Annotated in this window: 18 protein-coding genes and 2 pseudogenes; 9 read left to right on the top strand and 11 right to left on the bottom strand. The window is 73.5% G+C overall.

The window, feature by feature from the left end:
• Window positions 1–118: 118 nt before the first annotated feature.
• Window positions 119–2,617, top strand: a pseudogene (locus K7G61_RS26465) (glycoside hydrolase family 3 protein); the annotation flags it as partial.
• 49 nt (window positions 2,618–2,666) lie between these two features.
• Window positions 2,667–2,780, top strand: a pseudogene (locus K7G61_RS37375) (dihydrofolate reductase); the annotation flags it as partial.
• Window positions 2,781–2,928: 148 nt separating this feature from the next.
• Here K7G61_RS37375 and K7G61_RS26475 read toward each other — a convergent pair.
• On the bottom strand, window positions 2,929–3,867 hold the full coding sequence (locus K7G61_RS26475; RefSeq protein ID WP_225849503.1) for an SGNH/GDSL hydrolase family protein: 939 nt from the start codon (window positions 3,865–3,867) through the stop codon (window positions 2,929–2,931).
• A 265-nt stretch (window positions 3,868–4,132) separates the two neighbouring features.
• Between K7G61_RS26475 and K7G61_RS26480 the strand changes: the two genes are divergently transcribed.
• Window positions 4,133–4,627, top strand: a complete 495-nt coding sequence (locus tag K7G61_RS26480) for a DUF3145 domain-containing protein (protein WP_225849504.1) — start codon at window positions 4,133–4,135, stop codon at window positions 4,625–4,627.
• 28 nt (window positions 4,628–4,655) lie between these two features.
• A complete protein-coding gene (locus tag K7G61_RS26485; RefSeq protein WP_225849505.1) occupies window positions 4,656–5,546 on the top strand; it encodes an NAD(P)-dependent oxidoreductase in 891 nt (296 codons plus the stop codon).
• A 150-nt stretch (window positions 5,547–5,696) separates the two neighbouring features.
• Here the strand turns inward: K7G61_RS26485 and fabF are convergent, their stop codons facing one another.
• The 5 genes from fabF to K7G61_RS26510 all read right to left on the bottom strand — a co-directional run bounded on the left by fabF (window position 5,697) and on the right by K7G61_RS26510 (window position 10,706).
• The gene (fabF, locus tag K7G61_RS26490; protein WP_225849506.1) at window positions 5,697–6,962 is read right to left on the bottom strand and encodes a beta-ketoacyl-ACP synthase II; all 1,266 of its coding nucleotides are present in this window, start codon (window positions 6,960–6,962) and stop codon (window positions 5,697–5,699) included.
• 112 nt (window positions 6,963–7,074) lie between these two features.
• On the bottom strand, window positions 7,075–7,326 hold the full coding sequence (locus tag K7G61_RS26495; RefSeq protein ID WP_225849507.1) for an acyl carrier protein: 252 nt from the start codon (window positions 7,324–7,326) through the stop codon (window positions 7,075–7,077).
• Between the two features lie 105 nt (window positions 7,327–7,431).
• The gene (locus tag K7G61_RS26500; RefSeq protein ID WP_225849508.1) at window positions 7,432–8,442 is read right to left on the bottom strand and encodes a ketoacyl-ACP synthase III; all 1,011 of its coding nucleotides are present in this window, start codon (window positions 8,440–8,442) and stop codon (window positions 7,432–7,434) included.
• Between the two features lie 15 nt (window positions 8,443–8,457).
• Entirely contained in the window at window positions 8,458–9,411 is a 954-nt protein-coding gene (locus K7G61_RS26505) for an ACP S-malonyltransferase (protein WP_225849509.1), read from the bottom strand.
• A gap of 89 nt (window positions 9,412–9,500) precedes the next feature.
• Window positions 9,501–10,706, bottom strand: coding sequence for a CdaR family transcriptional regulator (locus tag K7G61_RS26510; RefSeq protein ID WP_225849510.1), 1,206 nt, complete (start codon window positions 10,704–10,706; stop codon window positions 9,501–9,503).
• 102 nt (window positions 10,707–10,808) lie between these two features.
• On the opposite strand from K7G61_RS26510, the gene K7G61_RS26515 reads away from it, so the two are divergent.
• The gene (locus tag K7G61_RS26515; protein WP_225849511.1) at window positions 10,809–11,459 is read left to right on the top strand and encodes a pirin family protein; all 651 of its coding nucleotides are present in this window, start codon (window positions 10,809–10,811) and stop codon (window positions 11,457–11,459) included.
• Window positions 11,460–11,538: 79 nt separating this feature from the next.
• Here the strand turns inward: K7G61_RS26515 and K7G61_RS26520 are convergent, their stop codons facing one another.
• Window positions 11,539–12,357, bottom strand: a complete 819-nt coding sequence (locus tag K7G61_RS26520) for a serine hydrolase (protein WP_225849512.1) — start codon at window positions 12,355–12,357, stop codon at window positions 11,539–11,541.
• Between the two features lie 121 nt (window positions 12,358–12,478).
• On the opposite strand from K7G61_RS26520, the gene K7G61_RS26525 reads away from it, so the two are divergent.
• Window positions 12,479–12,973: a MerR family transcriptional regulator gene (locus K7G61_RS26525; protein WP_225849513.1), complete on the top strand. Its 495-nt coding sequence runs from the start codon at window positions 12,479–12,481 to the stop codon at window positions 12,971–12,973.
• On the top strand, window positions 12,973–13,995 hold the full coding sequence (locus K7G61_RS26530; RefSeq protein WP_225849514.1) for an aldo/keto reductase: 1,023 nt from the start codon (window positions 12,973–12,975) through the stop codon (window positions 13,993–13,995). The genes K7G61_RS26525 and K7G61_RS26530 overlap by 1 nt, the downstream gene beginning before the upstream one ends.
• 38 nt (window positions 13,996–14,033) lie before the next feature.
• Here K7G61_RS26530 and K7G61_RS26535 read toward each other — a convergent pair whose 3' ends face one another.
• The 4 genes from K7G61_RS26535 to aceE all read right to left on the bottom strand — a co-directional run bounded on the left by K7G61_RS26535 (window position 14,034) and on the right by aceE (window position 19,492).
• A complete protein-coding gene (locus K7G61_RS26535) occupies window positions 14,034–14,774 on the bottom strand; it encodes a DUF4429 domain-containing protein (protein ID WP_308190710.1) in 741 nt (246 codons plus the stop codon).
• A gap of 10 nt (window positions 14,775–14,784) precedes the next feature.
• The gene (locus K7G61_RS26540) at window positions 14,785–15,162 is read right to left on the bottom strand and encodes an MmcQ/YjbR family DNA-binding protein (RefSeq protein ID WP_225849515.1); all 378 of its coding nucleotides are present in this window, start codon (window positions 15,160–15,162) and stop codon (window positions 14,785–14,787) included.
• 64 nt (window positions 15,163–15,226) lie between these two features.
• Window positions 15,227–16,420, bottom strand: coding sequence for an alpha/beta hydrolase (locus K7G61_RS26545; protein ID WP_225849516.1), 1,194 nt, complete (start codon window positions 16,418–16,420; stop codon window positions 15,227–15,229).
• A 324-nt stretch (window positions 16,421–16,744) separates the two neighbouring features.
• Window positions 16,745–19,492, bottom strand: a complete 2,748-nt coding sequence (aceE, locus tag K7G61_RS26550) for a pyruvate dehydrogenase (acetyl-transferring), homodimeric type (RefSeq protein ID WP_225849517.1) — start codon at window positions 19,490–19,492, stop codon at window positions 16,745–16,747.
• Between the two features lie 406 nt (window positions 19,493–19,898).
• On the opposite strand from aceE, the gene K7G61_RS26555 reads away from it, so the two are divergent.
• Window positions 19,899–20,339, top strand: a complete 441-nt coding sequence (locus K7G61_RS26555) for a DUF3052 domain-containing protein (protein WP_225849518.1) — start codon at window positions 19,899–19,901, stop codon at window positions 20,337–20,339.
• Between the two features lie 192 nt (window positions 20,340–20,531).
• Window positions 20,532–21,008: a peroxiredoxin gene (locus K7G61_RS26560; RefSeq protein WP_225849519.1), complete on the top strand. Its 477-nt coding sequence runs from the start codon at window positions 20,532–20,534 to the stop codon at window positions 21,006–21,008.
• Window positions 21,009–21,014 lie beyond the last annotated feature (6 nt).

The raw sequence follows: 21,014 nt of genomic DNA on the forward strand, positions 1-21,014 counted from the left end.
ACGTCACCGCCCCGCCCGGCGCGAAGCCCGTGCCCGTACGTGCGCCCGGCGCCTCCCCCCGGGCCCGCCGGGGCCCTAGGGTTGCGGGCGAGCCCGTAGCCGGCAGGGAGGACCGACCATGACGGGGGACCGCGAGGACGAGCGGGAGCGCGCGGTGGAAGCCGCGCTGCGCGGACTCGGCCTCGACGACAAGGCGCGGCTGCTGGCCGGGCGGGACATGTGGTCCCTGCCCGGCCTCCCCGCGATCGGGCTGGCCCCGCTGGTGATGTCCGACGGCCCGGTGGGGGTGCGGGGCAGGCGCTGGACGTCCGCGGACCCGTCGGTGGCGCTGCCCAGCCCGACCGCGCTGGCCGCCTCCTGGGACCCGGATCTTGCCAGGCGGGCGGGCCGGCTGCTCGCCCAGGAGGCTCACCGCAAGGGCGTCCACGTACTGCTCGCGCCCACCGTCAACCTGCACCGCAGCCCGCTGGGCGGCCGGCACTTCGAGGCGTACAGCGAGGACCCGCTGTTGACCGGCGCCATCGGCACCGGGTACGTGCTGGGCGTGCAGGACGGCGGCGTGGGCGTCACCGTCAAGCACTTCGTCGCCAACGACGCCGAGACCGACCGCTTCACCGTCGACAACCGGATCGACGAGCGCGTGCTGCGCGAGCTGTACCTGGCGCCCTTCGAGGCCGTCGTGACCGGCGCGCGGCCCTGGGGCGTGATGGCCGCGTACAACGCCGTCAACGGCACGACCATGACCGAGCACGACGCCCTGGTCAACGGCGTGCTGCGCGGGGAGTGGGGCTTCGACGGCGTCGTCGTCTCCGACTGGCTGGCCGCCCGCTCCACCGCCGGCGCCCTGCGCGGCGGCCTCGACATCGCCATGCCCGGCCCGAGGACCGTCTACGGGGAGGCGCTCGCCGCCGCGGTACGCGCCGGGGAGGTCGACGAGGGCCTGGTCGACGCCGCCGCCCGCAGGGTGCTGCGGCTGGCCGCGCGGGCCGGCCTGCTGTCCGGCGCCCCGGCCGCGGTCCCGCCCGCCGACCGCCCCGCCCCCGTCGACGGCGACGCGCTGGCCCGCGAGGTCGCCCGCCGCGGCTTGGTCCTTCTGCGCAACGAGGTGCGCGGCCGGGCGCCCGTCCTGCCGCTGCGGGCACCGTTCTTCGGCGCGGGCGGCGTCGCCGTCATCGGCGCGGCCGCGCGCGACGCCCGCGTCCTCGGCGGCGGTTCCGCGCTGGTCTTCCCCGACCACGTCGTCTCCCCGCTCGACGGCCTGCGGGCCGCGCTGCCCGACCGGGTCCCGGTCACGTACGCCCTCGGCGCCGACCCGAGCGACGAACTGCCGCCCGCGGCGGCCGGGTTCCGGCTTCGAGCCGTCGCGCGGGACGCCGGCGGCCGGGAGCTGGGCGTGCCCGGCGGCGAGGAACTGCCCGGCGGCCAGGTGCAGTGGCTCGGCGAACTGCCGGACGGCGTCCCGTACGAGGCCCTGGACAGCGTCGAGATCCGCGGCGAGTTCGTCCCGCGGGTCAGCGGCGCCCACCGGTTCGGCACGCGCGGCCTGGGCGCCTTCCGGCTGACCGTGGACGGACGGGTGGTCTACGAGGGGCAGGAGGCGCCGGACGCGGACGGCGACCCCTTCGAGGTGTTCTTCGGCGCGCCGCGCGAGCGCGGGAGCGTCGACCTGGTGGCCGGCCGGCCCGTCGAGGTCGGCCTGCGCTGTACGCTGCCGCGCGGCCTCGGCCTGCCCTTCCCCGCCGTCTCGTTCGGCCTGCTGCACGGCGACCCCGAGCGCGATCCGGAGGAACTGCTCACCGAGGCCGTCGCCGTCGCCCGCGCCGCGCACACCGCCGTGGTGGTGGTCGCCACCACCGAGCGCGTCGAGTCCGAGGGTTTCGACCGCGCCGACCTGCGGCTGCCCGGCCGCCAGGACGAACTCGTCGCCCGCGTCGCCGCCGCCAACCCCCGTACGGTCGTCGTCGTCAACACGGGCGCGCCGGTCGAACTGCCCTGGCGCGAGGAGGTGGCGGCGATCCTGCTGTCCTGGTTCGGTGGCCAGGAGGCGGGGGCCGCGCTCGCCGACGTACTCCTGGGCGACGAGGAACCGGGCGGCCGCCTCCCCACCACCTGGCCGGCCCGGCTCGCCGACGCCCCGGTCACGGCGGTCACCCCCGTCGACGGCCGGCTGGTGTACGAGGAGGGCCTGTTCATCGGCTACCGGGCCTGGCAGCGGGCCGCGGCCGCCCCCGCGTACCCCTTCGGCCACGGCCTGGGCTACACGACGTGGGAGTACGAGTCGCTGGCCGTCGAGCCCGCGGGACCCGAGCCGGGTCTGCCGGCCACCGTCCGTGTCCGGCTGCGCAACAGCGGCGCCCGCGAGGGCCGCGAGACCGTCCAGCTCTACCTGGCGCCCGACGAACCCGCGACGGCATTCGGGCCGCGGCCGGACCGGTGGCTCGCGGGCTTCGCCGTGGTCCGCGCGGAGCCGGGCGGGACGGCGGAGGCGCGGATCGCGCTGCCCCGCCGGGCGGCCGAGACCTGGACGCCTTCCGGCCGGCGGCTCGTCCCCGGCTCCTACACCGTCGAGGCCGCCCACTCGGTGGCCGACATCCGCCTGACCGCCCGCCTGGAGGTCCCGGAGGAGGCGCAGCAACGCGCCGTAGCGACAGCGGAGGCGCACATACCCCGAGACGGTCGGAGGTGCCTTCGCCGAGGCGCTGAGCGGGGCGGACGCGCTGCTGTTCGGGCGGCGGACGTGGCAGACGATGGCCGCCGCGTGGCCCGAGCGGGGCGAGGACGGCGTGCGGCGCCCGCTGGAACTCGTCTCCACGGTCACCAGCGGCACGGGCGTGCACGTGTCCACGTACCGCCCGGCCGGCGGGCCCGAGCGGGGACGGTGAGCGGGCGGGGTGCGGGCGGCGCCGGGGCCGCCCGCGCCGGGGACGTTTACGAGGGGTCCGGGCCGAACGCCACCGCCGACAGGATGCGGGCCAGTTCGGTCTGCCCCTTCTGGTTGGGGTGGAACCAGTCCCACCTGCTCAGCTCGTCGGCGGTGAACCGGTAGCCGAAGACGGCGCCGCCGTCGTACCGGCAGCGTGTGTAGGCCGCGCACACCTGGCGGAGCACCGTGTTGTACGCCACCACCCGGTCGCGCACCTCGGTGCGGCGGTGCTCGGCGGACGCGGTGTGCGAGTCGGGGTCGCCGAGCATCGAGGGGCACAGCCCCAGCCGCCACAGCTGCTTCTCCAGCGGGTCGGTCACCCCGACCGAGTACAGCCGCAGCAGGTCGGGGATGCTGGCCACCAGCACCTGGGTGCCGGGCAGCACCTTGTGCAGATACGCCATCGTGGTCCCGAAGGCGGACCGGAAGCCGGCGACCGACGTCATGCCGTCCGTGTCCGCCGCGCAGGCGTCGTTCGCCCCGATGAGCACCGTGACCATGGCCGGCTTGTGCACGGCGGCCGCGCGCGCCTGGGCGGGCAGGTCGGCGACGCGCGCGCCGGTCTCGGCGAGGTTCCAGCTGCGGGTGGCCGGCGCGCCGGCCACCAGGTGCTGCGCGAGGCTGCCGATCTTCCCCCGGGACCCGGTCGCCCAGGACACCTCGGGGCAGTCGGCCAGCGGGTCGCAGGCGTTGAAGCCGCGGGTGATGGAGTCGCCGAGCGCGACCACGGAACCGGGGTGGACGTTCCACGGGCGCGTCGGCCTGACCACTTTCGGGGGTTTCGGGGCTTTCGGCGCGGCCCGCCGCCGGCCGTCCGCGGAGTGCCCGACGTGCCCGCCGGCCGTCGCCCGCCCGCCGTCCGGCGGCGACCCGGCCAGGCCGCAACCGGCCAGGAGAGCGGCGCCCACGGTCAGCACGAGGCCGCGGCGCAGTAGCTGTCGCATTCGGTGCTTCCCTCCGACGAGTGGGTGACATCTGCCGTCAGCCCGACCGTACGCCACTCCCCCGAAGACGCCGCACGGTAGCTTTTAGCCTGACACCCGCGGAAACTGACGGGAGGCCACACTGACCACGCGTCAAATGTGTTCCTTGTCCTGTTTGACCCACTTGAGATGAATACTGCAGAATGCTGAATGTTGCCCCTGGTTCTACCAGCTCACGGGTGAGGCCGCTGGGGAAGGCGAACCTCGTCCCACACTGGAGGTACCGGTGACGACACGTGGAGTTCTGTACGTGCACGCCGCGCCGCGCGCGCTCTGCCCGCATGTCGAATGGGCCGTCGCGGGCGTCCTCGGCGTGCGCGTGACACTGGACTGGATCCGCCAGCCGGCCGCCCCCGGCACGTGGCGGGCCGAGTTCTCCTGGCAGGGCGAGCCCGGCACCGCCTCCAAGCTCGCCTCGGCACTGCGCGGCTGGCACCTGCTGCGCTTCGAGGTCACCGCGGAGCCCTGCGCCACCGCCGAGGGCGAGCGCTACAGCGCCACTCCCGAACTGGGCATCTTCCACGCCGTCATCGGCATGCACGGCGACATCCTCATCCCCGAGGACCGGCTGCGCGCCGCCATGCTGCGCGCCCGCAAGGGCGAGGCCGACCTGGAGGCCGAACTCGACCGGCTGCTGGGCAAGCCCTGGGACGACGAGCTGGAGCCGTTCCGCTACGCGGGCGAGGGCGCGCCCGTGCGCTGGCTGCACCAGGTGGTGTGAGCGCCGCGGGCACGCATAGCCTGCGGGTATGACTTCCGCCACCACGACTCCGCTGACCGTCGCGCTCCTCGGCACCGGCATCATGGGCGCCGGCATGGCCCGCAACCTCGCCGCCGCCGGCCACCGGGTCCGCGCCTGGAACCGTACGAAGGCCCGTGCCCAGCCGCTGGCCGGGCACGGCGTCACGATCGCCGACGAGGCCGCCGACGCCGTACGGGACGCCGACGCCGTGATCACCATGCTGCTCGACGGCCCCAGCGTGCTCCAGGTGATGGAGGCCGCGGCCCCGGGGCTGCGGGAAGGCGCCGTCTGGGCGCAGACCAGCACGGTCGGGCCCGAGGCGCTGGGCTCGCTCGCCGCCTTCGCCCGCGAACACGGTCTGCTGTTCCTCGACTCGCCCGTCCTGGGCACCAAGGCCGTCGCCGACTCCGGGAACCTCACCGTCCTGGCCGCGGGCCCCGCCGCCGCCCGCCCGGTCGCCCAGCCGCTCTTCGACGCGATCGGCGCGAAGACCATGTGGCTCGGCGAGGACGGCACCGACGGGCCGGCCAGCCGGCTCAAACTGGTGCTCAACGGCTGGGTGCTGGCGGTCACGCACGCCACCGGCGAGGCGATGGCGCTGGCCGAGGGGCTGGACGTCGACCCGGACCGCTTCTACGAGGCGCTCGACGGCGGCGCGCTGGACCTGCCGTACCTGCGCATGAAGGGCGCCGCCATCCGCGGCCGCGACTTCGCCCCGAGCTTCACGGTGGACGCGGCCTTGAAGGACGCGCGCCTCATCGTGGCGGCGGGCGAGAGCGCCGGGGTCCGCCTCGACCTCGCGGCCGCCGGCGCCGAGCGCTTCCGCCGCGCAGCCGCCCAGGGCCACGGCGGCGAGGACATGGCGGCCAGCTACTTCGCCAGCTTCGACGGCGGGTGACGGCGTCCGGGGCCCGCCCGGACGGGTGAGGGCCCGGACGACCGAGGGGCGCCGGACGACCGAGGGGCGCCTGACGACAGAGGGGCGCGGGAACCCGGAAGGTTCCCGCGCCCCTCGCGTGCCGCCCGGCACGGGAGCAGCTCGCGCGGCTCAGCCGATCGTGCGGAACGCCAGGACCACGTTGTGGCCGCCGAAGCCGAAGGAGTCGTTGAGCGCGACGATCGTGCCCTCGGGCAGCGGCCTGGGCTTGTCGCCGACGATGTCGGCGTCGGCGTCCGGGTCCTGCCGGGCGAGGTTGATCGTCGGCGGGGCGAGCCGGTGGTGGAGCGCGAGCACGGTGGCCACCGTCTCGATGCCGCCCGCGCCGCCGAGGAGGTGGCCGGTCATCGACTTCGTGGCGGAGACCGCCATGTGGTCCACGTCGTGCCCGAAGACCTGCCGCAGCGCCTTGATCTCCGCGATGTCGCCCTGTGGGGTGGAGGTGGCGTGCGCGTTGACGTGCGCGATCTCCGCGGGCTTGAGGTCGGAGGTGTCCATCAGGTGCTGGAGGGCGGCCGCGATGCCGCGACCGGTCGGCTCCGGCTGCGTGATGTGATGCGCGTCGGACGAGATGCCCTGGCCGACCGCCTCGCAGTACACCCGGGCGCCGCGAGCGGCCGCGTGCTCGGCCGACTCCAGGATGACCACACCCGCGCCCTCGCCCATCACGAAGCCGTCCCGGCCGGCGTCGAAGGGCCGCGACGCGCCCTGCGGGTCGTCGTTGTTCTTGGACATCGCCATCATGTTGCCGAACGCCGCGATGGGCAGCGCGTGGATGACCGCCTCCGTACCGCCGGCGACCACCACGTCGGCGCGGCCGGTGCGGATCATCTCGATGCCGTAGCCGATCGCCTCGGCGCCGGACGCGCAGGCGCTGACCGGGGTGTGGGTGCCGGCCCGGGCGTTGACGTCGATGCTGACGTTCGCCGACGGGCTGTTGGGCATCAGCATCGGCACGGTGTGCGGGGACACCTTGCGGAAGCCCTGCTCCCGCAGGATGTCGTACTGGGCGAGCAGCGTGGTCAGGCCGCCGATGCCGGAGGCCATCACCGCGCCGAGCCGGTCGGGGTCGACCGACGGGTCCTCGCCCGCCTTCGCGGTGAAGCCCGCGTCCGCCCATGCCTCCCTGGCCGCGATGAGCGCGAACTGGGCGCTGCGGTCGAGCTTGCGGGCCTGCGGACGCGGAATGACCTCGCCGGGCTCCACGGCGATCCGGGCGGCGATCCGCACCGGCAGCGTGGCGGCCCACTCCTCGTCGAGGAGCCGTACGCCGGAGCGCCCGGCGGTCAGGGCTTCCCAGGTCGACGCGCTGTCGCCACCCAGCGGTGTGGTTGCTCCGATACCGGTGACGACCACGGTGCGATTGGTCGGGCTCACAGGGATTGTCTCTCCACGTCTAGAAGGGCGGGCGACAGGCGCGTCGTCCGGGATGGTACGAACGGACTGCCCGACGGACCGGGCGGTCCGGCACAGCCGGGGCAGCCGCGGATCAGGCGGGCTGCTGGGCCTTGAGGATGTAGTCGACCGCGTCGCCCACCGTCTTGAGGTTCTTGACGTCGTCGTCCGGGATCTTCACGTTGAACTGCTCCTCGGCCGCCACCACGACCTCGACCATCGACAGCGAGTCGACGTCCAGGTCGTCGGTGAAGGACTTGTCCAGCTTCACGTCCTCGGTGGGGATACCGGCGATCTCGTTCACGATGTCGGCGAGACCGGCGACGATCTCTTCCTGAGTGGCCATCTGCGGCGCTCCTTGTCGGTGGTGGTTCTTCATATCGGTATCGGTGTTGCGGGTGGTAACGCCGTGCGCCGCGTCGCGGTACGGGTACCGAGTGCGGGGCACTGCCTAGGGGAGCGTAACGACCGTCGCCGCGTACACCAGACCCGCCCCGAAGCCGATGACCAGCGCGGTGTCCCCGCTCTTGGCCTGGCCGGTGGCGAGCAGCCGCTCCATCGCCAGCGGGATGGACGCCGCGGAGGTGTTCCCGGTCGTCTCCACGTCACGGGCGATCGCCACGTGGTCCGGCAGTTTGAGGGTCTTCGTTATCGAGTCGATGATCCGCATGTTCGCCTGGTGCGGGATGAAGACGTCGAGTTCCTCGGCCGTGATGCCGGCGGCGTCCAGCGCCTCCTGGGCGACCTTGGCCATCTCGAAGACCGCCCAGCGGAAGACCGACTGGCCCTCCTGGGTGATCGCCGGGAAGCGGACCTCGCCGGGGGCGGCGTCGCGGTAGGCGTCCCAGGACACGGTCTGCTTGATGGTCTCGGACTTGTCGCCCTCGGAGCCCCACACGGTCGGGCCGATGGCCGGCTCGGCGGACGGGCCGACGATCACCGCACCGGCGCCGTCGCCGAACAGGAAGGCCGTCGAGCGGTCCTCCTTGTCCGTCAGGTCACTGAGCCGCTCCACGCCGATCACCAACACGATGCTCGCGCTGCCGTCCACGATCATGCTCTTGGCCAGCGTCAGGCCGTAGGTGAAGCCCGCGCAGCCCGCCGAGATGTCGAAGGCGGCCGGCGTGCCCGCGCCGATCCGGTGGGCGATGTCGGTGGCGACGGCCGGCGTCTGCTTGAAGTGCGAGACGGTCGCCACGACCACGGCCTCGATCTCCGAGGGCGCGATCCCGGCGTCGGCGATCGCCTTGCCCGCCGCGGCGAGCGACATCTCGGCGACGGTCTCCTCCGGGCCCGCCCAGTGCCGCGAGGCGATGCCGGAACGGGACCTGATCCACTCGTCACTGGAGTCGATGTGCTCCAGGATCACCTCGTTGGGCACCACCCGGGTCGGCCGGTATCCGCCGACGCCGAGGATCCTCGCGTACGGCGCGCCCTTGCTTGGCCTGATCTTCGCTGTCATCCCGCTCACGAGCTCCTATTCGGCTTCGGCTTGCGCGGTGCCGGCCTCGCCGACCTCCGCCACCAGGGCGCGCGCCGCGTCGAGGTCGTCGGGCGTCTTGAGCGCCACCGTCCGTACCCCGGGCAGCGCCCGCTTGGCCAGACCGACCAGCGTGCCGCCGGGCGACACCTCGATCATCGCGGTGACGCCACGCGCCTTGAACGTCTCCATGCACAGGTCCCAGCGCACCGGGTTGGACACCTGGGCGACCAGCCGGCGCACCACTTCGGTGCCCGCACTGACCACCTGCCCGTCGCTGTTGGACACATACGGCAGTTTCGGGTCGGAGACCGCCAGCGACGGTGCCAGCGCCTCCAGCGTCGCCACGGCGGGCGCCATGTGCGCGGTGTGGAACGCCCCGGCCACCTTCAGCGCCACCACGCGGGCCTTGTCCGGCTTGTCCGCGGCGAGCGCGGCCAGTTGCTCGGCGGTGCCCGCGGCGACGACCTGCCCGGCCCCGTTCACGTTCGCCGGGGTCAGCCCGAGCCGCTCCAAGTGGGCCGCCACCTCGTCCGGGTCGCCGCCGAGTACCGCGGACATGCCGGTCTCGGTGACCGCGGCCGCCTCGGCCATGGCCCGGCCGCGGGCGGCCACGAAGGTCATGGCGTCGCGCGCCTGGAGCACCCCGGCCAGGACGGCCGCGGTGATCTCGCCGACGCTGTGCCCGGCCACCACGTCGGGGCCGGCGTCCGGCGCGACCGAGGACAGCAGTTCGCCGGCGGACAGCAGCCCGGCCGCGACCAGCAGCGGCTGGGCCACCTTGGTGTCGCGGACGGCGTCCGCGTCGGCCTTCGTGCCGAAGTGGGCGAGATCCAGTCCGGCCGCGGCCGACCAGTCCTCGATGCGGTCGGCCGCACCGGGCAGTTCGAGCCAGGGAGTCAGGAAGCCGGGCGTCTGAGCGCCCTGGCCGGGAGCGACGAGTACGAGCACCTTCACACTCTCTCTCGCGGGCGGCGGTGACCGCCCGTGGGGACAGGGACCAAGAACTGTCAGGCGATTTGTGGGTGTCCAACAAAAACTCAGGGCGAGCGGTCCGAATCGGACAGTCGACCCAGGATGAGCGCGATGCGCAGCGTGAAAGCGGATCGTACATCGGAGGGTGACCATCCGGTGACGTCCGTCACACGTCGCAGCCGGTAGCGCACCGTGTTGGGGTGCACGAACAGCATCCGCGCCGCCCCTTCGAGGGACGAGGCCTGCTCCAGGTAGACACTCAGCGTTTCCAGCAGCGCGGAGCCTGCCTCTTCGAGCGGCCTGTAGATCTCCTCCACCAACTGCTCGCGCGCGTAACGGTCTCCCGCCATCGCGCGCTCCGGCAGCAGGTCGTCCGACATGACGGGCCTGGGCGCGTCGGGCCAGGCCGCGCACGCCTTCAGCCCGGCCGCCGCGGCCTGGGCCGAGCGCGTCGCCGACAGCAGGTCGCCGACCACCGGCCCGGCCACGACGGGGCCCGGCGCGAACGGCCCGATCAGCGCCTTGGCGACCCGCAGCGGATCGCCGTCGCCGCCCGCGATGACGACCAGGCGCTCGCCGAGCACCCCGGTGAGCACCTGGAGCTTGGCGTGGCGGGAGGCGCGGCGGATCGCATCGACGGTCAGCTCGCTGTCGCCGTTGGGCGCGGTGCCCAGCACCACCACGATCTTGTCCGGCGAGTTCCAGCCCAGGGCGGCGGCGCGGGACAGCACGCCCTCGTCGGCCTCGCCGGACAGCACCGCGTTGACCACCAGCGACTCCAGCCGGGCGTCCCAGGCGCCGCGGGCCTCGGCGGCCTGCGCGTACACCTGCGCGGTGGCGAAGGCGATCTCGCGGGCGTAGACGAGCAGCGCCTCGCGCAGGACCGATTCGTCACCCGGCGCCGCCACCTCGTCGATGGCCGCCTCCATCACCTCGATGGTGGTGCGGACCATCTCCACGGTCTGCCGCAGCGAGATCGCCCTGGTCAGCTCGCGCGGCGCCGTGCCGAACACGTCGGTGCTGATCGCCTGCGGCGCCTCGGGGCGCCGGAACCACTCGGTGAAGGCGGCGATGCCCGCCTGCGCCACCAGGCCGATCCAGGAGCGGTTCTCCGGCGGCATCGCCCGGTACCACGGCAACTGCTCGTCCATCCGCGCGATCGCGTGCGCGGCCAGCCGGCCCGCCGACTTCTCCAGCCGGCGCAGTGTCGCGGAACGGTCGCCACGGCCGTTCGCGGCGGGCGGATGCGGGGATCGCGAGGGTTCGGCCACGGCACTAGCCTGCCTCATCACGGCCGCCGCGCGGTGCGCGGGTGCGAATAAGGCCGGCGTCTCGCGCCACGCCCAGCCGGGCGGTGCCGGTACGGTGGCCCGGTGATCGACGTACGGCGTGGCGGGGACCGGGCTCGCGGCGGTGAGCCCGAGGCGGGCATCGAGAGCCGGCATGCGTTCTCGTTCGGCGCGCACTACGACCCCACCAATCTACGGTTCGGCCTCCTTCTCGCCTGCAACGAGGAGCGTCTCGCCCCGGGAGCGGGATTCGCGGAACACGCGCACCGGGACACGGAGATCGTCACCTGGGTGGTGGAGGGCGAGCTGGAGCACCGCGACTCCACCGGGCACACCGCGGTGGTGCGCCCGGGGCACGCGGGACTGCTCAGCGCGGGCCGCGGAGTGCGCCACACCGAGCGCAACACGGGCCCGGCCCCGGTCACCTTCCTCCAGATGTGGCTGCACCCGGCGGCCTTCGGCACCGACCCGGCCCACACGGTGCGGTCCGGCACCCGTTTCGTCCCGCCCGGCCAGCCGGGAGCGCGGCTGCTGGTGCTGCGCGAGAGCGGGGACCTGCCCGCCTCGCCGTACGTGTACGTCCACGTCGTACGCGGCCGGGTCCGGCTGGACGGCCACGGCCTGGCGCCCGGCGACGCGGCGCGGATCACCGGGGAGCCGCGGGTGCGGGCCGAGGCGGGCGAGGACGCCGAGTACCTGGTGTGGGCGATGAGCGGCGAGCCCTCGTACGGGTGACGTCGGCGCCGGTTCGGCTGACGTCGGGGCCGCGCGGCCCTCCCTCGACCGGCCGACCCTCGGGCCGGGCCGCGCCAGGTCAGCCGGCCCGCAGCTCGGCCAGGACCGCGTCCGTCAGCTCCGGCCAGCGCGGGTGCGCCCACTCGCCGAAGTCGCGGTCGGTCAGCACCGCGCAGGCCGCGCCGGCGACCGGGTCCACCCACAGATAGGTGCCCGACTGGCCGAAGTGGCCGAACGTCGCGGGGGAGGAGCCGGCGCCCGTCCAGTGCGGGGACTTGGCGGCGCGGATCTCGAAGCCCAGGCCCCAGTCGTTGGGGTTCTGCGAGCCGTAGCCCGGCAGGACTCCCTTCAGCCCGGGGAAGGCCACCGAGGTCGCCGCGGCCACCGTGGAGGGGTGCAGCAGCCGCGGCGCCTGCAGTTCGGCGGCGAACCGCAGCAGGTCCGCCACCGTCGACACGCCGCCCGCCGCGGGCGAGCCGGGCAGCGAGGTGCCGGTCATGCCCAGCGGCTCCAGCACCGCCTGCCGCAGGTACTCGCCGAACGGCATGCCCGCCGCCTTCGCCAGGGTCTCGCCCAGCACCTCGAAGCCGGAGTTCGAGTACAGCCGGCGGGTGCCGGGCGCGGCCACCACCCGGTGCTCGTCGAAGGCCAGCCCGGAGGCGTGCGCCAGCAGGTGCCGCACGGTCGAGCCCTCGGGGCCCGCCGGGTCGTCCAGTTCGAAGACGCCCTCCTCGTACCCGACCAGCACCGCGTACGCCGACAGCGGCTTGGTCACCGACGCCAGCGGGAAGGGGCGGTCCACCTCCCCGTACGTCCCGGCGACGGAGCCGCCCTGCCGCACCACTCCCGCCGCCGCGTTCGGCACCGGCCATGTCCTGATCAACCCGAGGCTCTCCACACGCCCGAGCCTATCCGCGCCGCGCGGCGGCCCGGCCGGGCCCGGTCCGCCCGGTCCGCGGGACGCCCTTGCCTGGAGTGCACTCCAAGGTTTTAGCGTGGTGGCCATGACGGTCGCGAGGATGGCACAGAGCACCCAGGAAGCGGCGGGTCGCGGCATCGGCGCGGCGCGCAGCAAGCCCAGCAGGACGCGCAGTTGCGAGGACGTCGTGGTCCACCCCCGGCCCCACGGGCGGGACCAGTACACCATCAGCGAGGTCGCGGCCTTCACCGGCCTGAGCGCGCACACGCTGCGCTGGTACGAGCGGATCGGCCTGATGCCGCACGTCGACCGCTCGCACACCGGCCAGCGCCGGTTCACCAACCGCGACCTGGACTGGCTGGACTTCGTCGGCAAGCTGCGGCTGACCGGCATGCCGGTCGCCGACATGGTGACGTACGCGGAGCTGGTGCGGGCGGGCGACCACACGTTCCCCGAGCGCAGGGCGCTGCTGGAGGCGACCCGGGTCGACGTGGCGCGGCGGATCGCCGAGCTCCAGGAAACGCTGACGGTCCTCGACGGAAAGATCAGTACGTACGCGGGCGCCGCGCGCGCCCAGGAAAGGACAGGCGCCTGATGGCGGGCGACAACGAGAAGATCGGCACCACCCGGCTCGGCACCGACGGCCCGCTCGTCGGCGTCCAGGGCCTCGGCTGCATGGGCATGAGCGAGTTCTACGGGGCCACGGACGCGGCCGCCGCGCGCGAGACCCTGGAGACCGCGCTCGACCTGGGTGTGACCCTGTTCGACACCGCCGACGTGTACGGGATCGGTGCCAACGAGGAGTTCCTCGCCCCCTTCGTCCGCGCGCACCGCGACGAGATCACACTGGCCACCAAGTTCGGCATCCTGCGCCGGGCCGAGGACCCCTCGTGGCGGGGCATCAGCAACGACCCGGTGCACATCCGCCGGGCCGTCGAGGCGAGCCTGAAGCGGCTGGGCACCGACGTGATCGACCTGTACTACATGCACCGCAGGGACCCCGAGGTGCCGCTGAGTGAGTCCGTGGGCGCCATGGCGCAGCTCGTCGCCGAGGGCAAGGTCCGCCACCTCGGCCTGTCCGAGGTCACCGGCGCGGAGATCCGCGAGGCCCACGCGGTGCACCCCATCACGGCGGTGCAGTCCGAGTGGTCGCTGTTCAGCCGGGACGTCGAGATCTCCGCGGTCGGCGCGGCCGCCGAGCTGGGCATCGCCGTGGTGCCGTACTCGCCGCTGGGCCGGGGCTTCCTGACCGGCGCCTTCCAGGACGCCTCCCGCGAACTGTCCCCGGGCGACTTCCGGCGGGCGCAGCCCCGCTTCTCCGGGGACAACGCCCGCCGCAACGCCGATCTCCTGGACCCCGTCCGCAAGGCGGCCAAGGCGCACGGCGCCACCCTCGGCCAGATCGCCCTGGCCTGGGTGCACGAGCGGGCCCGCGTCCACGGCCTGCCGGTCGTGCCCATCCCCGGCACGCGCCGGGCCGAGCGGGTCCGCGAGAACACCGCGGCCTCCCGGCTCACCCTGAACGAGCTCGAACTCGAATGGCTGGACCCGATCGCCGCCGCCGTCGCGGGCGACCGCTACCCCGACATGCGCGGGACGTCCACCTCCCGCGAGTAGGCGGTACGGGGGCGCGGACGCCCGTGCCCGGCCGCCGCTCAGGCGGCCGGGCCGCGGGCGCGGATCGCCGCGAGGACCGCGGCGGCGAACGGCAGCGACTCGTGCACCGGCCCGTAGCCGAGGCCGAGCACCACCGCCGCCGGGTCCTGGTCGGCCACGACGGGCGGGTCCGCGGGGGCCTCGCCGGGGGAGCCCGGCCGCTTCCGGAGCAGCCGCAGGTGGCCGTGGGCCAGCTCGGGGGAGCGCCAGTCGACGCCTGCCAGCGACTCCACCGGGAAGGTCTGGTCGCCGGCCTTCCACTTGGCGGTGGACGCGCCCGTCCAGAACCACCGGAAGGTCACCGTGCGCCCGTCGAAGAAGGCCTTCGCGTCGTACGCCTTGAACGAGCGCGGCACCGATGGGGCGGCCACCAGGTAGCGCTCCGGCGGCCCGGTGCGGCCCGCCGCCTCGACCGCGGCCCGCAGTTCGTCCCGGTAGAACTCGCCGAGCACCCGGTTCTGCTCCGGCAGCACCAGCCGGTACGGGTCGGCCGTCTCCCGCAACTGCCCGTCCGCCGCGTCGATCAGCGGATCGGCGCCGGGCCACGGCACCGCCCGCAGGACCGCCGTGCCGCGGCGCCCTTCGACCAACTCGACGTCGCGCAGGGCCGTGTGCGGCACGACGACCTCGCCGAGCACCTGAAGCAGCCGGGAGCCGCGCACACTTCGGCTGTACCGGATCACCACGGCGTCGGGTTCGAACTCCCACACGGCGTTGCTCCCGGCCAGCACCTCACCCATAAGGGTCAGCTTAGGGCGTGTCACCCCGGTGGGCGGGGGATGCGCTACGCGCGTCGTCGAACGCCCGTACCGACCTCTTGGGGGCGGTGCGCCGCCACGCCTCGGTGACCAGCTCGGACAGCTCGCCGGGGTCGACGGTGGCCAGGGCCACCCGGACCCAGCCGAAGCGGCCCACGTAGGGCGCCACCGAGAAGGTGTCCGGGTCGGCGGCCAGCAGCTCGCTCTGGTCCTCGCGGGACGCCTTCAGCGACACGTGCGCGGCCTCGGGCGCGCCCATCGTGAAGATCTTCTCGCCGACGCGGAAGGTGTGCTCGCTGCCCCACGTGATCCGCTCGTGGGCGCCGGGCAGCGCCAGTGCCATCGCCGCGTACTCCTCGAAACCGACCATGACGCCAGGGTAGGGCGGGGGTACGACAGCGGCTGCGGGAGCCGGGCCGCGGCGGCGGCGGGCGTCAGTCCAGCCCCGCCGTACAGCCGTTCCCGTGCCGGCAGATCACCGCCGGGTAGTCGCCCAGGGCGATCCGGGCGAAGTTGGCCAGGCTGGTGGTGCCGGGGGCGAAGTAACCGGGGTGGCCCTTGGCGCCGGCCGCGCTGATCACGCGGGCGCCGAAGGAGCCGGCCACCGGGTCCTGGCCGTGGCCGAGCCCGGCGAACTCCAGGTGGGGCACGTCGCCGATCCAGTCGCTGCCGTCCCTGGCCGCCCAGATGTGCGCGCTCGTGCCCAGGTCGGAGGCGTGCCGGGCGCGCATGCCGGGGCTGCCGAAGACCGCGATGTCCGAGACCTGGCCGGGCCGCAGGCCGGACGCGGCGAGCCCGCACAGCACCGACCCGTAGGAGTGGCAGAACAGCGCGACGTCGGCGTGCCGGGGGAGCGCGGCCAGCAGCGCCTTCAGCCGGGTCGCGCCGTGCTCGGCGAGCGCCCCGGTGGACGCGTCCAGGCCGACGCCGGTGGGCGTGGTGTAGTCGGCCCAGGCGATGACCGCGGTGCGGGCGGCGGGTGCGTCCGCCCGCTCGGCGCCGTACAGCGCGCGGGCCATGCCGACCGGGGCCGCGTAGGCCTTGGAGGTGCGCTCGAAGGTGACCAGGTCGGTGTCCACGCCCGGCACGACGATGGCGACGCGGGTGGCGGTGGACAGGTCGCCGAGCACCTCGGCGACGCGGCCGGAACCGGTCGGGTCGAAGGCGAGGATCTGCCGGCCGCGGTCGAGCAGCGAGTCGTAGCGGTGGGCCAGCCGGGCCGCGTCATGGCGGCCGGCCGGGGTGAGCTGGTCGCTGGTGGCGCGAGTCAGCTCCAGCTCCCGGGCGTGCGCGAGCGCCAGCCGGTTGGCCCGGTAGCGCAGCGCGATCGGGGCCCCGTTGAGGTTGCCCACCACCAGCGGGTAGCGGTCGGCCAGGCGGAGCCGCTGGGCGCCGGTGAGGGAGGAGAAGAAGCGGACGATGGTGCCGGCCGCGCCGTCCGGGTCGGGCAGCCTGCGGCTGCCGATCGAGCCGTGCATCCACGCCGACAGGGCGACCGTGCGGGCGTCCCCGCCGCGGCCGGGCCGCAGCGCCGTCCACCCCGTGGTGGCGAGCATGACGAAGACCACCGCGAGGGCGAGCAGGGTCTTCAGGTACGTGGGGTTCAGGCGCGCGTCAAGAAAGGTCACTCGCAGATGCCTCGCGAAATCGTCCCGGGGTCAAGCGGAGCGGCCGGGTATACGGGAACGTGTGCCGTCGGCTGACGGGGTGTCCGCCCTACACACTAGAAGACGCGTGGCCCGGGCCGAAGCAACGGTGATTCAGATCACGTTTTGAAACCCGGAAACCAGGAATACGCTCCGCCGGCCGTACGAAGGGGCCCCGGCCGGTGCCGTGCACCGGCCGGGGCCCCTTGTCGCGAGCGCCCGCGGCGCTCCCGTGCGCCGCTCACCCGAGGCGTCCCGAGGCGTCCCGAGGCGTCCTGAGGCGTCCTCAGCCGTCCTTAGCCGTTCTCAGGCGTCGCCACCCGCGGTGCCGGGGTCGGCCGCGGCCACGTCGAGCAACTGGTAGCGGTCGACGGCCTGCTTGAGCGCGGACCGGTCGATCTTGCCGTCCCGGGCCAGTTCGGTGAGCACGCCGAGGACGATCGACTGGGCGTCGATGTGGAAGAAACGGCGGGCGCCGCCGCGCGTGTCGGCGAAGCCGAAGCCGTCCGCGCCCAGCGAGGCGTAGCGGCCGGGCACCCAGCGGGCGATCTGGTCGGGCACCGAGCGCATCCAGTCGGAGACGGCCACGAACGGCCCCTCGGCCCCGGACAGCTTCCGCGTCACGTACGGGACGCGCTGCTCCTCCTCCGGGTGCAGCAGGTTGTGCTCCTCCGCCGCGACGGCGTCGCGCCGCAGTTCGTTCCACGAGGTGGCCGACCACACGTCGGCGCGTACGTTCCACTCCTCGGCGAGGATCCGCTGCGCCTCCAGCGCCCACGGCACCGCGACACCGGACGCCATGATCTGCGCCGGGATCGAGCCGCCGTCGCCGCGCCTGAAGCGGTGGATGCCCTTGACGATGCCCTCGACGTCGACGTCGGCCGGCTCGGCAGGGTGCCGGATCGGCTCGTTGTAGACGGTCAGGTAGTAGAAGACGTCCTCGCCGGGCCTGCCGTCGGCCGTCTCGCCGTACATCCGGCGCAGGCCGTCCTGGACGATGTGCGCGATCTCGAACGAGAACGCCGGGTCGTACGCGACGCACGCCGGGTTGGTCGACGCCAGGAGCTGGGAGTGGCCGTCGGCGTGCTGCAGACCCTCACCGGTCAGGGTCGTGCGTCCGGCGGTCGCGCCCAGGACGAAACCGCGCGCGAGCTGGTCGCCCATCTGCCAGAACTGGTCACCGGTGCGCTGGAAACCGAACATCGAGTAGAAGACGTACACCGGGATCAGCGGCTCGCCGTGCGTGGCGTAGGCCGAGCCCGCCGCGATCAGCGAGGCCGTGCAGCCCGCCTCGGAGATGCCGTCGTGCAGCATCTGCCCGGTCGGCGACTCCTTGTACGCCAGCAGCAGCTCGCGGTCCACCGACTCGTACTGCTGGCCCAGCGGGTTGTAGATCTTGGCGCTCGGGAAGAACGCGTCCATGCCGAAGGTGCGGTACTCGTCGGGCGCGATCAGCACGAACCGCTTGCCGATCTCCTTGTCCCGCATGAGGTCCTTCAGCACGCGGACGAACGCCATGGTGGTCGCGACCTGCTGGGCGCCGGAGCCCTTCTTGGCGGTCGCGTAGGCGGCGTCGCCCGGCAGCGCCAGCGGCTTGGCCCGCACCACCCGGGTCGGCACGTAGCCACCGCAGGCCTTGCGGTGGTCGTGCATGTACTGGATCTCCTCGGAGTCGCGCCCCGGGTGGTAGTACGGCGGGTAGCCCTCCTCCAGCTGCCGGTCGGTGATCGGCAGGTGCAGCCGGTCCCGGAACCGCTTCAGGTCGTCGACCGTCAGCTTCTTCATCTGGTGGGTGGCGTTGCGGCCCTCGAAGTTGGGGCCGAGCGTCCAGCCCTTGATCGTCTGGGCCAGGATGACCGTCGGCTGGCCCTTGTGCTGCAGCGCCGCGGTGTAGGCCGCGAAGATCTTGCGGTGGTCGTGGCCGCCGCGCCCCAGGTGCAGGATCTGGTCGTCGGTGAGGTGCTCTACCATCGCGCGCAGCCGCACGTCGTCGCCGAAGAAGTGCTCGCGGATGTAGCCGCCGGTCTCGGTGGCGTACGTCTGGAACTGGCCGTCCGGCGTGGTGTTCATCTTGTTGACGAGCAGGCCGTCGCGGTCCTGGGCCAGCAGCGGGTCCCAGGAGCGGTCCCAGATCAGCTTGATGACGTTCCAGCCGGCGCCGCGGAACTGCGACTCCAGCTCCTGGATGATCTTGCCGTTGCCGCGCACCGGGCCGTCCAGCCGCTGCAGGTTGCAGTTGACCACGAAGGTCAGGTTGTCCAGGCCCTCGCGGGCGGCGATGGAGAGCTGGCCCAGCGACTCGGGCTCGTCCATCTCGCCGTCGCCGAGGAACGCCCACACGTGCGAGCGCGAGGTGTCGGCGATGCCGCGCGCCTCCATGTAGCGGTTCATCCGCGCCTGGTAGATCGCGCTGATCGGGCCCAGGCCCATGGAGACGGTCGGGAACTCCCAGAAGTCCGGCATCAGCCGCGGGTGCGGGTAGCTGGACAGGCCGTAGGGGGCCTTGGACCTCTCCTGCCGGAAGGCGTCGAGGTGGGCCTCGCTCAGCCGGTCGAGCAGGAACGCGCGGGCGTAGATGCCCGGCGAGGCGTGGCCCTGGAAGAAGACCTGGTCGCCGCCGGTGCCGTCGTCCTTGCCGCGGAAGAAGTGGTTGAAGCCCACGTCGTACAGCGACGCGGAGGAGGCGAAGGTCGCGATGTGGCCGCCGACGCCGATGCCGGGGCGCTGCGCGCGCGAGACCATGACGGCCGCGTTCCACCGGGTCGCGTTCAGGATCTTGCGCTCGATCTCCTCGTTGCCGGGGAAGAACGGCTCGTCCTTGGTCGCGATGGTGTTGACGTAGTCGCTGCTGCGCATCTCGGGGACCGCGACACGCCTCTCGCGGGCCCGCTCGATGAGGCGGAGCATCAGGTAACGGGCTCGCTCCCGGCCGCGCTCGTCGATGGCGGCGTCGAGCGAGTCGAGCCACTCCGCCGTCTCCTCGGGATCGAAGTCCGGGACCTGGCTGGGAAGGCCGCCAATGATGATCGGGTTGCGATCGGATCCGGAAGCCACGCTGTTCCTTCACTGAATAGGCTGAACGAAAGGTGCTCTGCTGGGGTCGCGCCGCATCCATCGTGTACCGCCGTGTTCGATACGTCATCTCTACCGAGCGGTAACCGCTGGGGCCGCGAAGCGGGCGGGATGGCGGTCGGCGTGGCCGAACCCGAACTCTACGCCCACCCGGTGCCACCACCGGCGCCACGGGGCCAATCGTCCACAACACCGGCAAACCGGAGTGATCTGCGTCACCATGGGAGGTACGGGTTGCGGGGAAGACGGTCGAATCATCACCGTTTCGGCGGTCTCGTACGCCGGGTACTTGCGCGATCCGCCGCGCCCGTGTGGACTACCGCCAATACGCCCGCACCGTCGCGGGCACCAGAAGACCCAAGAGAGTTCCCATGACAGGAGGCAAAGCGTGAGCGCGACCGCGGACCACGCGGAGGAGCGGACCAACCCGGCGAGCCGGCTTGGTTTCGAGCCCGGACAGGTGGTCCAGGAGCTCGGGTACGACGAGGACTGCGACCAGGAGCTCCGCGAGGGTATCGAGGAGCTCACGGGCGAGGATCTCGTCGATGAGGAGTACGACGACGTGCCCGACGCCGTCCTGCTGTGGTTCCGCGAGGAGGACGGCGACCTCACCGACGCCCTCGTCGACGCTTCGTCGACCGTCGACCCCGGCGCCCCGATCTGGCTGATGACGCCCAAGACCGGGCGCGACGGCCACGTCGAGCCCAGCGAGATCGGCGAGGCGGCGCAGACCGCGGGGCTGGCCCAGACCAGCAGCGTGAACGCGGCGAAGGACTGGACCGGCAGCCGCCTGGTCACCCCGAAGACCGCGCGCGCCGGCAAGCGCTAGCCTCCGGCGGTTCACCGGGCCGCCCCGGGCTCGCCCGCAGCGTGCCCGGGCCGCGGCGCGCGCCGCGGCCCGCCAGGGCCGCACCCCCGGGTTTCCCGGCGAACCGCCGGACGTTCCCGCGCCCCTTCGGGGGCGCTCCGGGCGAGCCCCGCGGCGGCAGCCGCAGACCACTACGGAGGGACCGGAGGGACCGTGGACCTCGAAGGCCGGCCCGCCCCGGGCTTCGCGCTGCCCGACCAGCACGGGCGGACCGTACGGCTCGCCGATTTCCGCGGGAAGAAGGACGTCGTGCTGATGTTCTTCCCGTTCGCCTTCACCGGGGTGTGCACGGGGGAGCTGCGCGCGGTGCAGGCGGAGCTGGCCGCCTTCCAGGACGACAGCACGCAGGTGCTGGCGGTGAGCTGCGACTCCATGCACGCCCTGCGGGTCTTCTCCGACGCCGAGGGCCTGGACTTCCCGCTGCTGTCCGATTTCTGGCCGCACGGGGCGGCCTCCCGCGCCTACGGCGTCTTCGCCGAGGACAAGGGCTGCGCGCTGCGCGGCACCTTCGTCGTCGACCGGCGCGGCACCGTCCGCTGGACCGTCGTCAACGGCCTTCCCGACGCCCGGGACCTTCATGAGTACGCAAAGGCGCTCCAGGCCCTGCGTACGGAGGGAACCGGTCACTAAGCTCGG

Origin of the sequence: Streptomyces sp. HPF1205 (genome assembly GCF_020400825.1) — a bacterium.
Classification (GTDB): Bacteria; Actinomycetota; Actinomycetes; order Streptomycetales; family Streptomycetaceae; genus Actinacidiphila.

Bases quoted from the DNA above. Each gene is read 5' to 3' on its own strand.
- K7G61_RS26475 (WP_225849503.1), bottom strand. From the start codon at position 3,867: ATGCGACAGCTACTGCGCCGCGGCCTCGTGCTGACCGTGGGCGCCGCT.
- K7G61_RS26485 (WP_225849505.1), top strand. From the start codon at position 4,656: ATGACTTCCGCCACCACGACTCCGCTGACCGTCGCGCTCCTCGGCACC.
- K7G61_RS26495 (WP_225849507.1), bottom strand. From the start codon at position 7,326: ATGGCCACTCAGGAAGAGATCGTCGCCGGTCTCGCCGACATCGTGAAC.
- K7G61_RS26500 (WP_225849508.1), bottom strand. From the start codon at position 8,442: ATGACAGCGAAGATCAGGCCAAGCAAGGGCGCGCCGTACGCGAGGATC.
- K7G61_RS26525 (WP_225849513.1), top strand. From the start codon at position 12,479: ATGGCACAGAGCACCCAGGAAGCGGCGGGTCGCGGCATCGGCGCGGCG.
- K7G61_RS26530 (WP_225849514.1), top strand. From the start codon at position 12,973: ATGGCGGGCGACAACGAGAAGATCGGCACCACCCGGCTCGGCACCGAC.
- K7G61_RS26535 (WP_308190710.1), bottom strand. From the start codon at position 14,774: ATGGGTGAGGTGCTGGCCGGGAGCAACGCCGTGTGGGAGTTCGAACCC.
- K7G61_RS26540 (WP_225849515.1), bottom strand. From the start codon at position 15,162: ATGGTCGGTTTCGAGGAGTACGCGGCGATGGCACTGGCGCTGCCCGGC.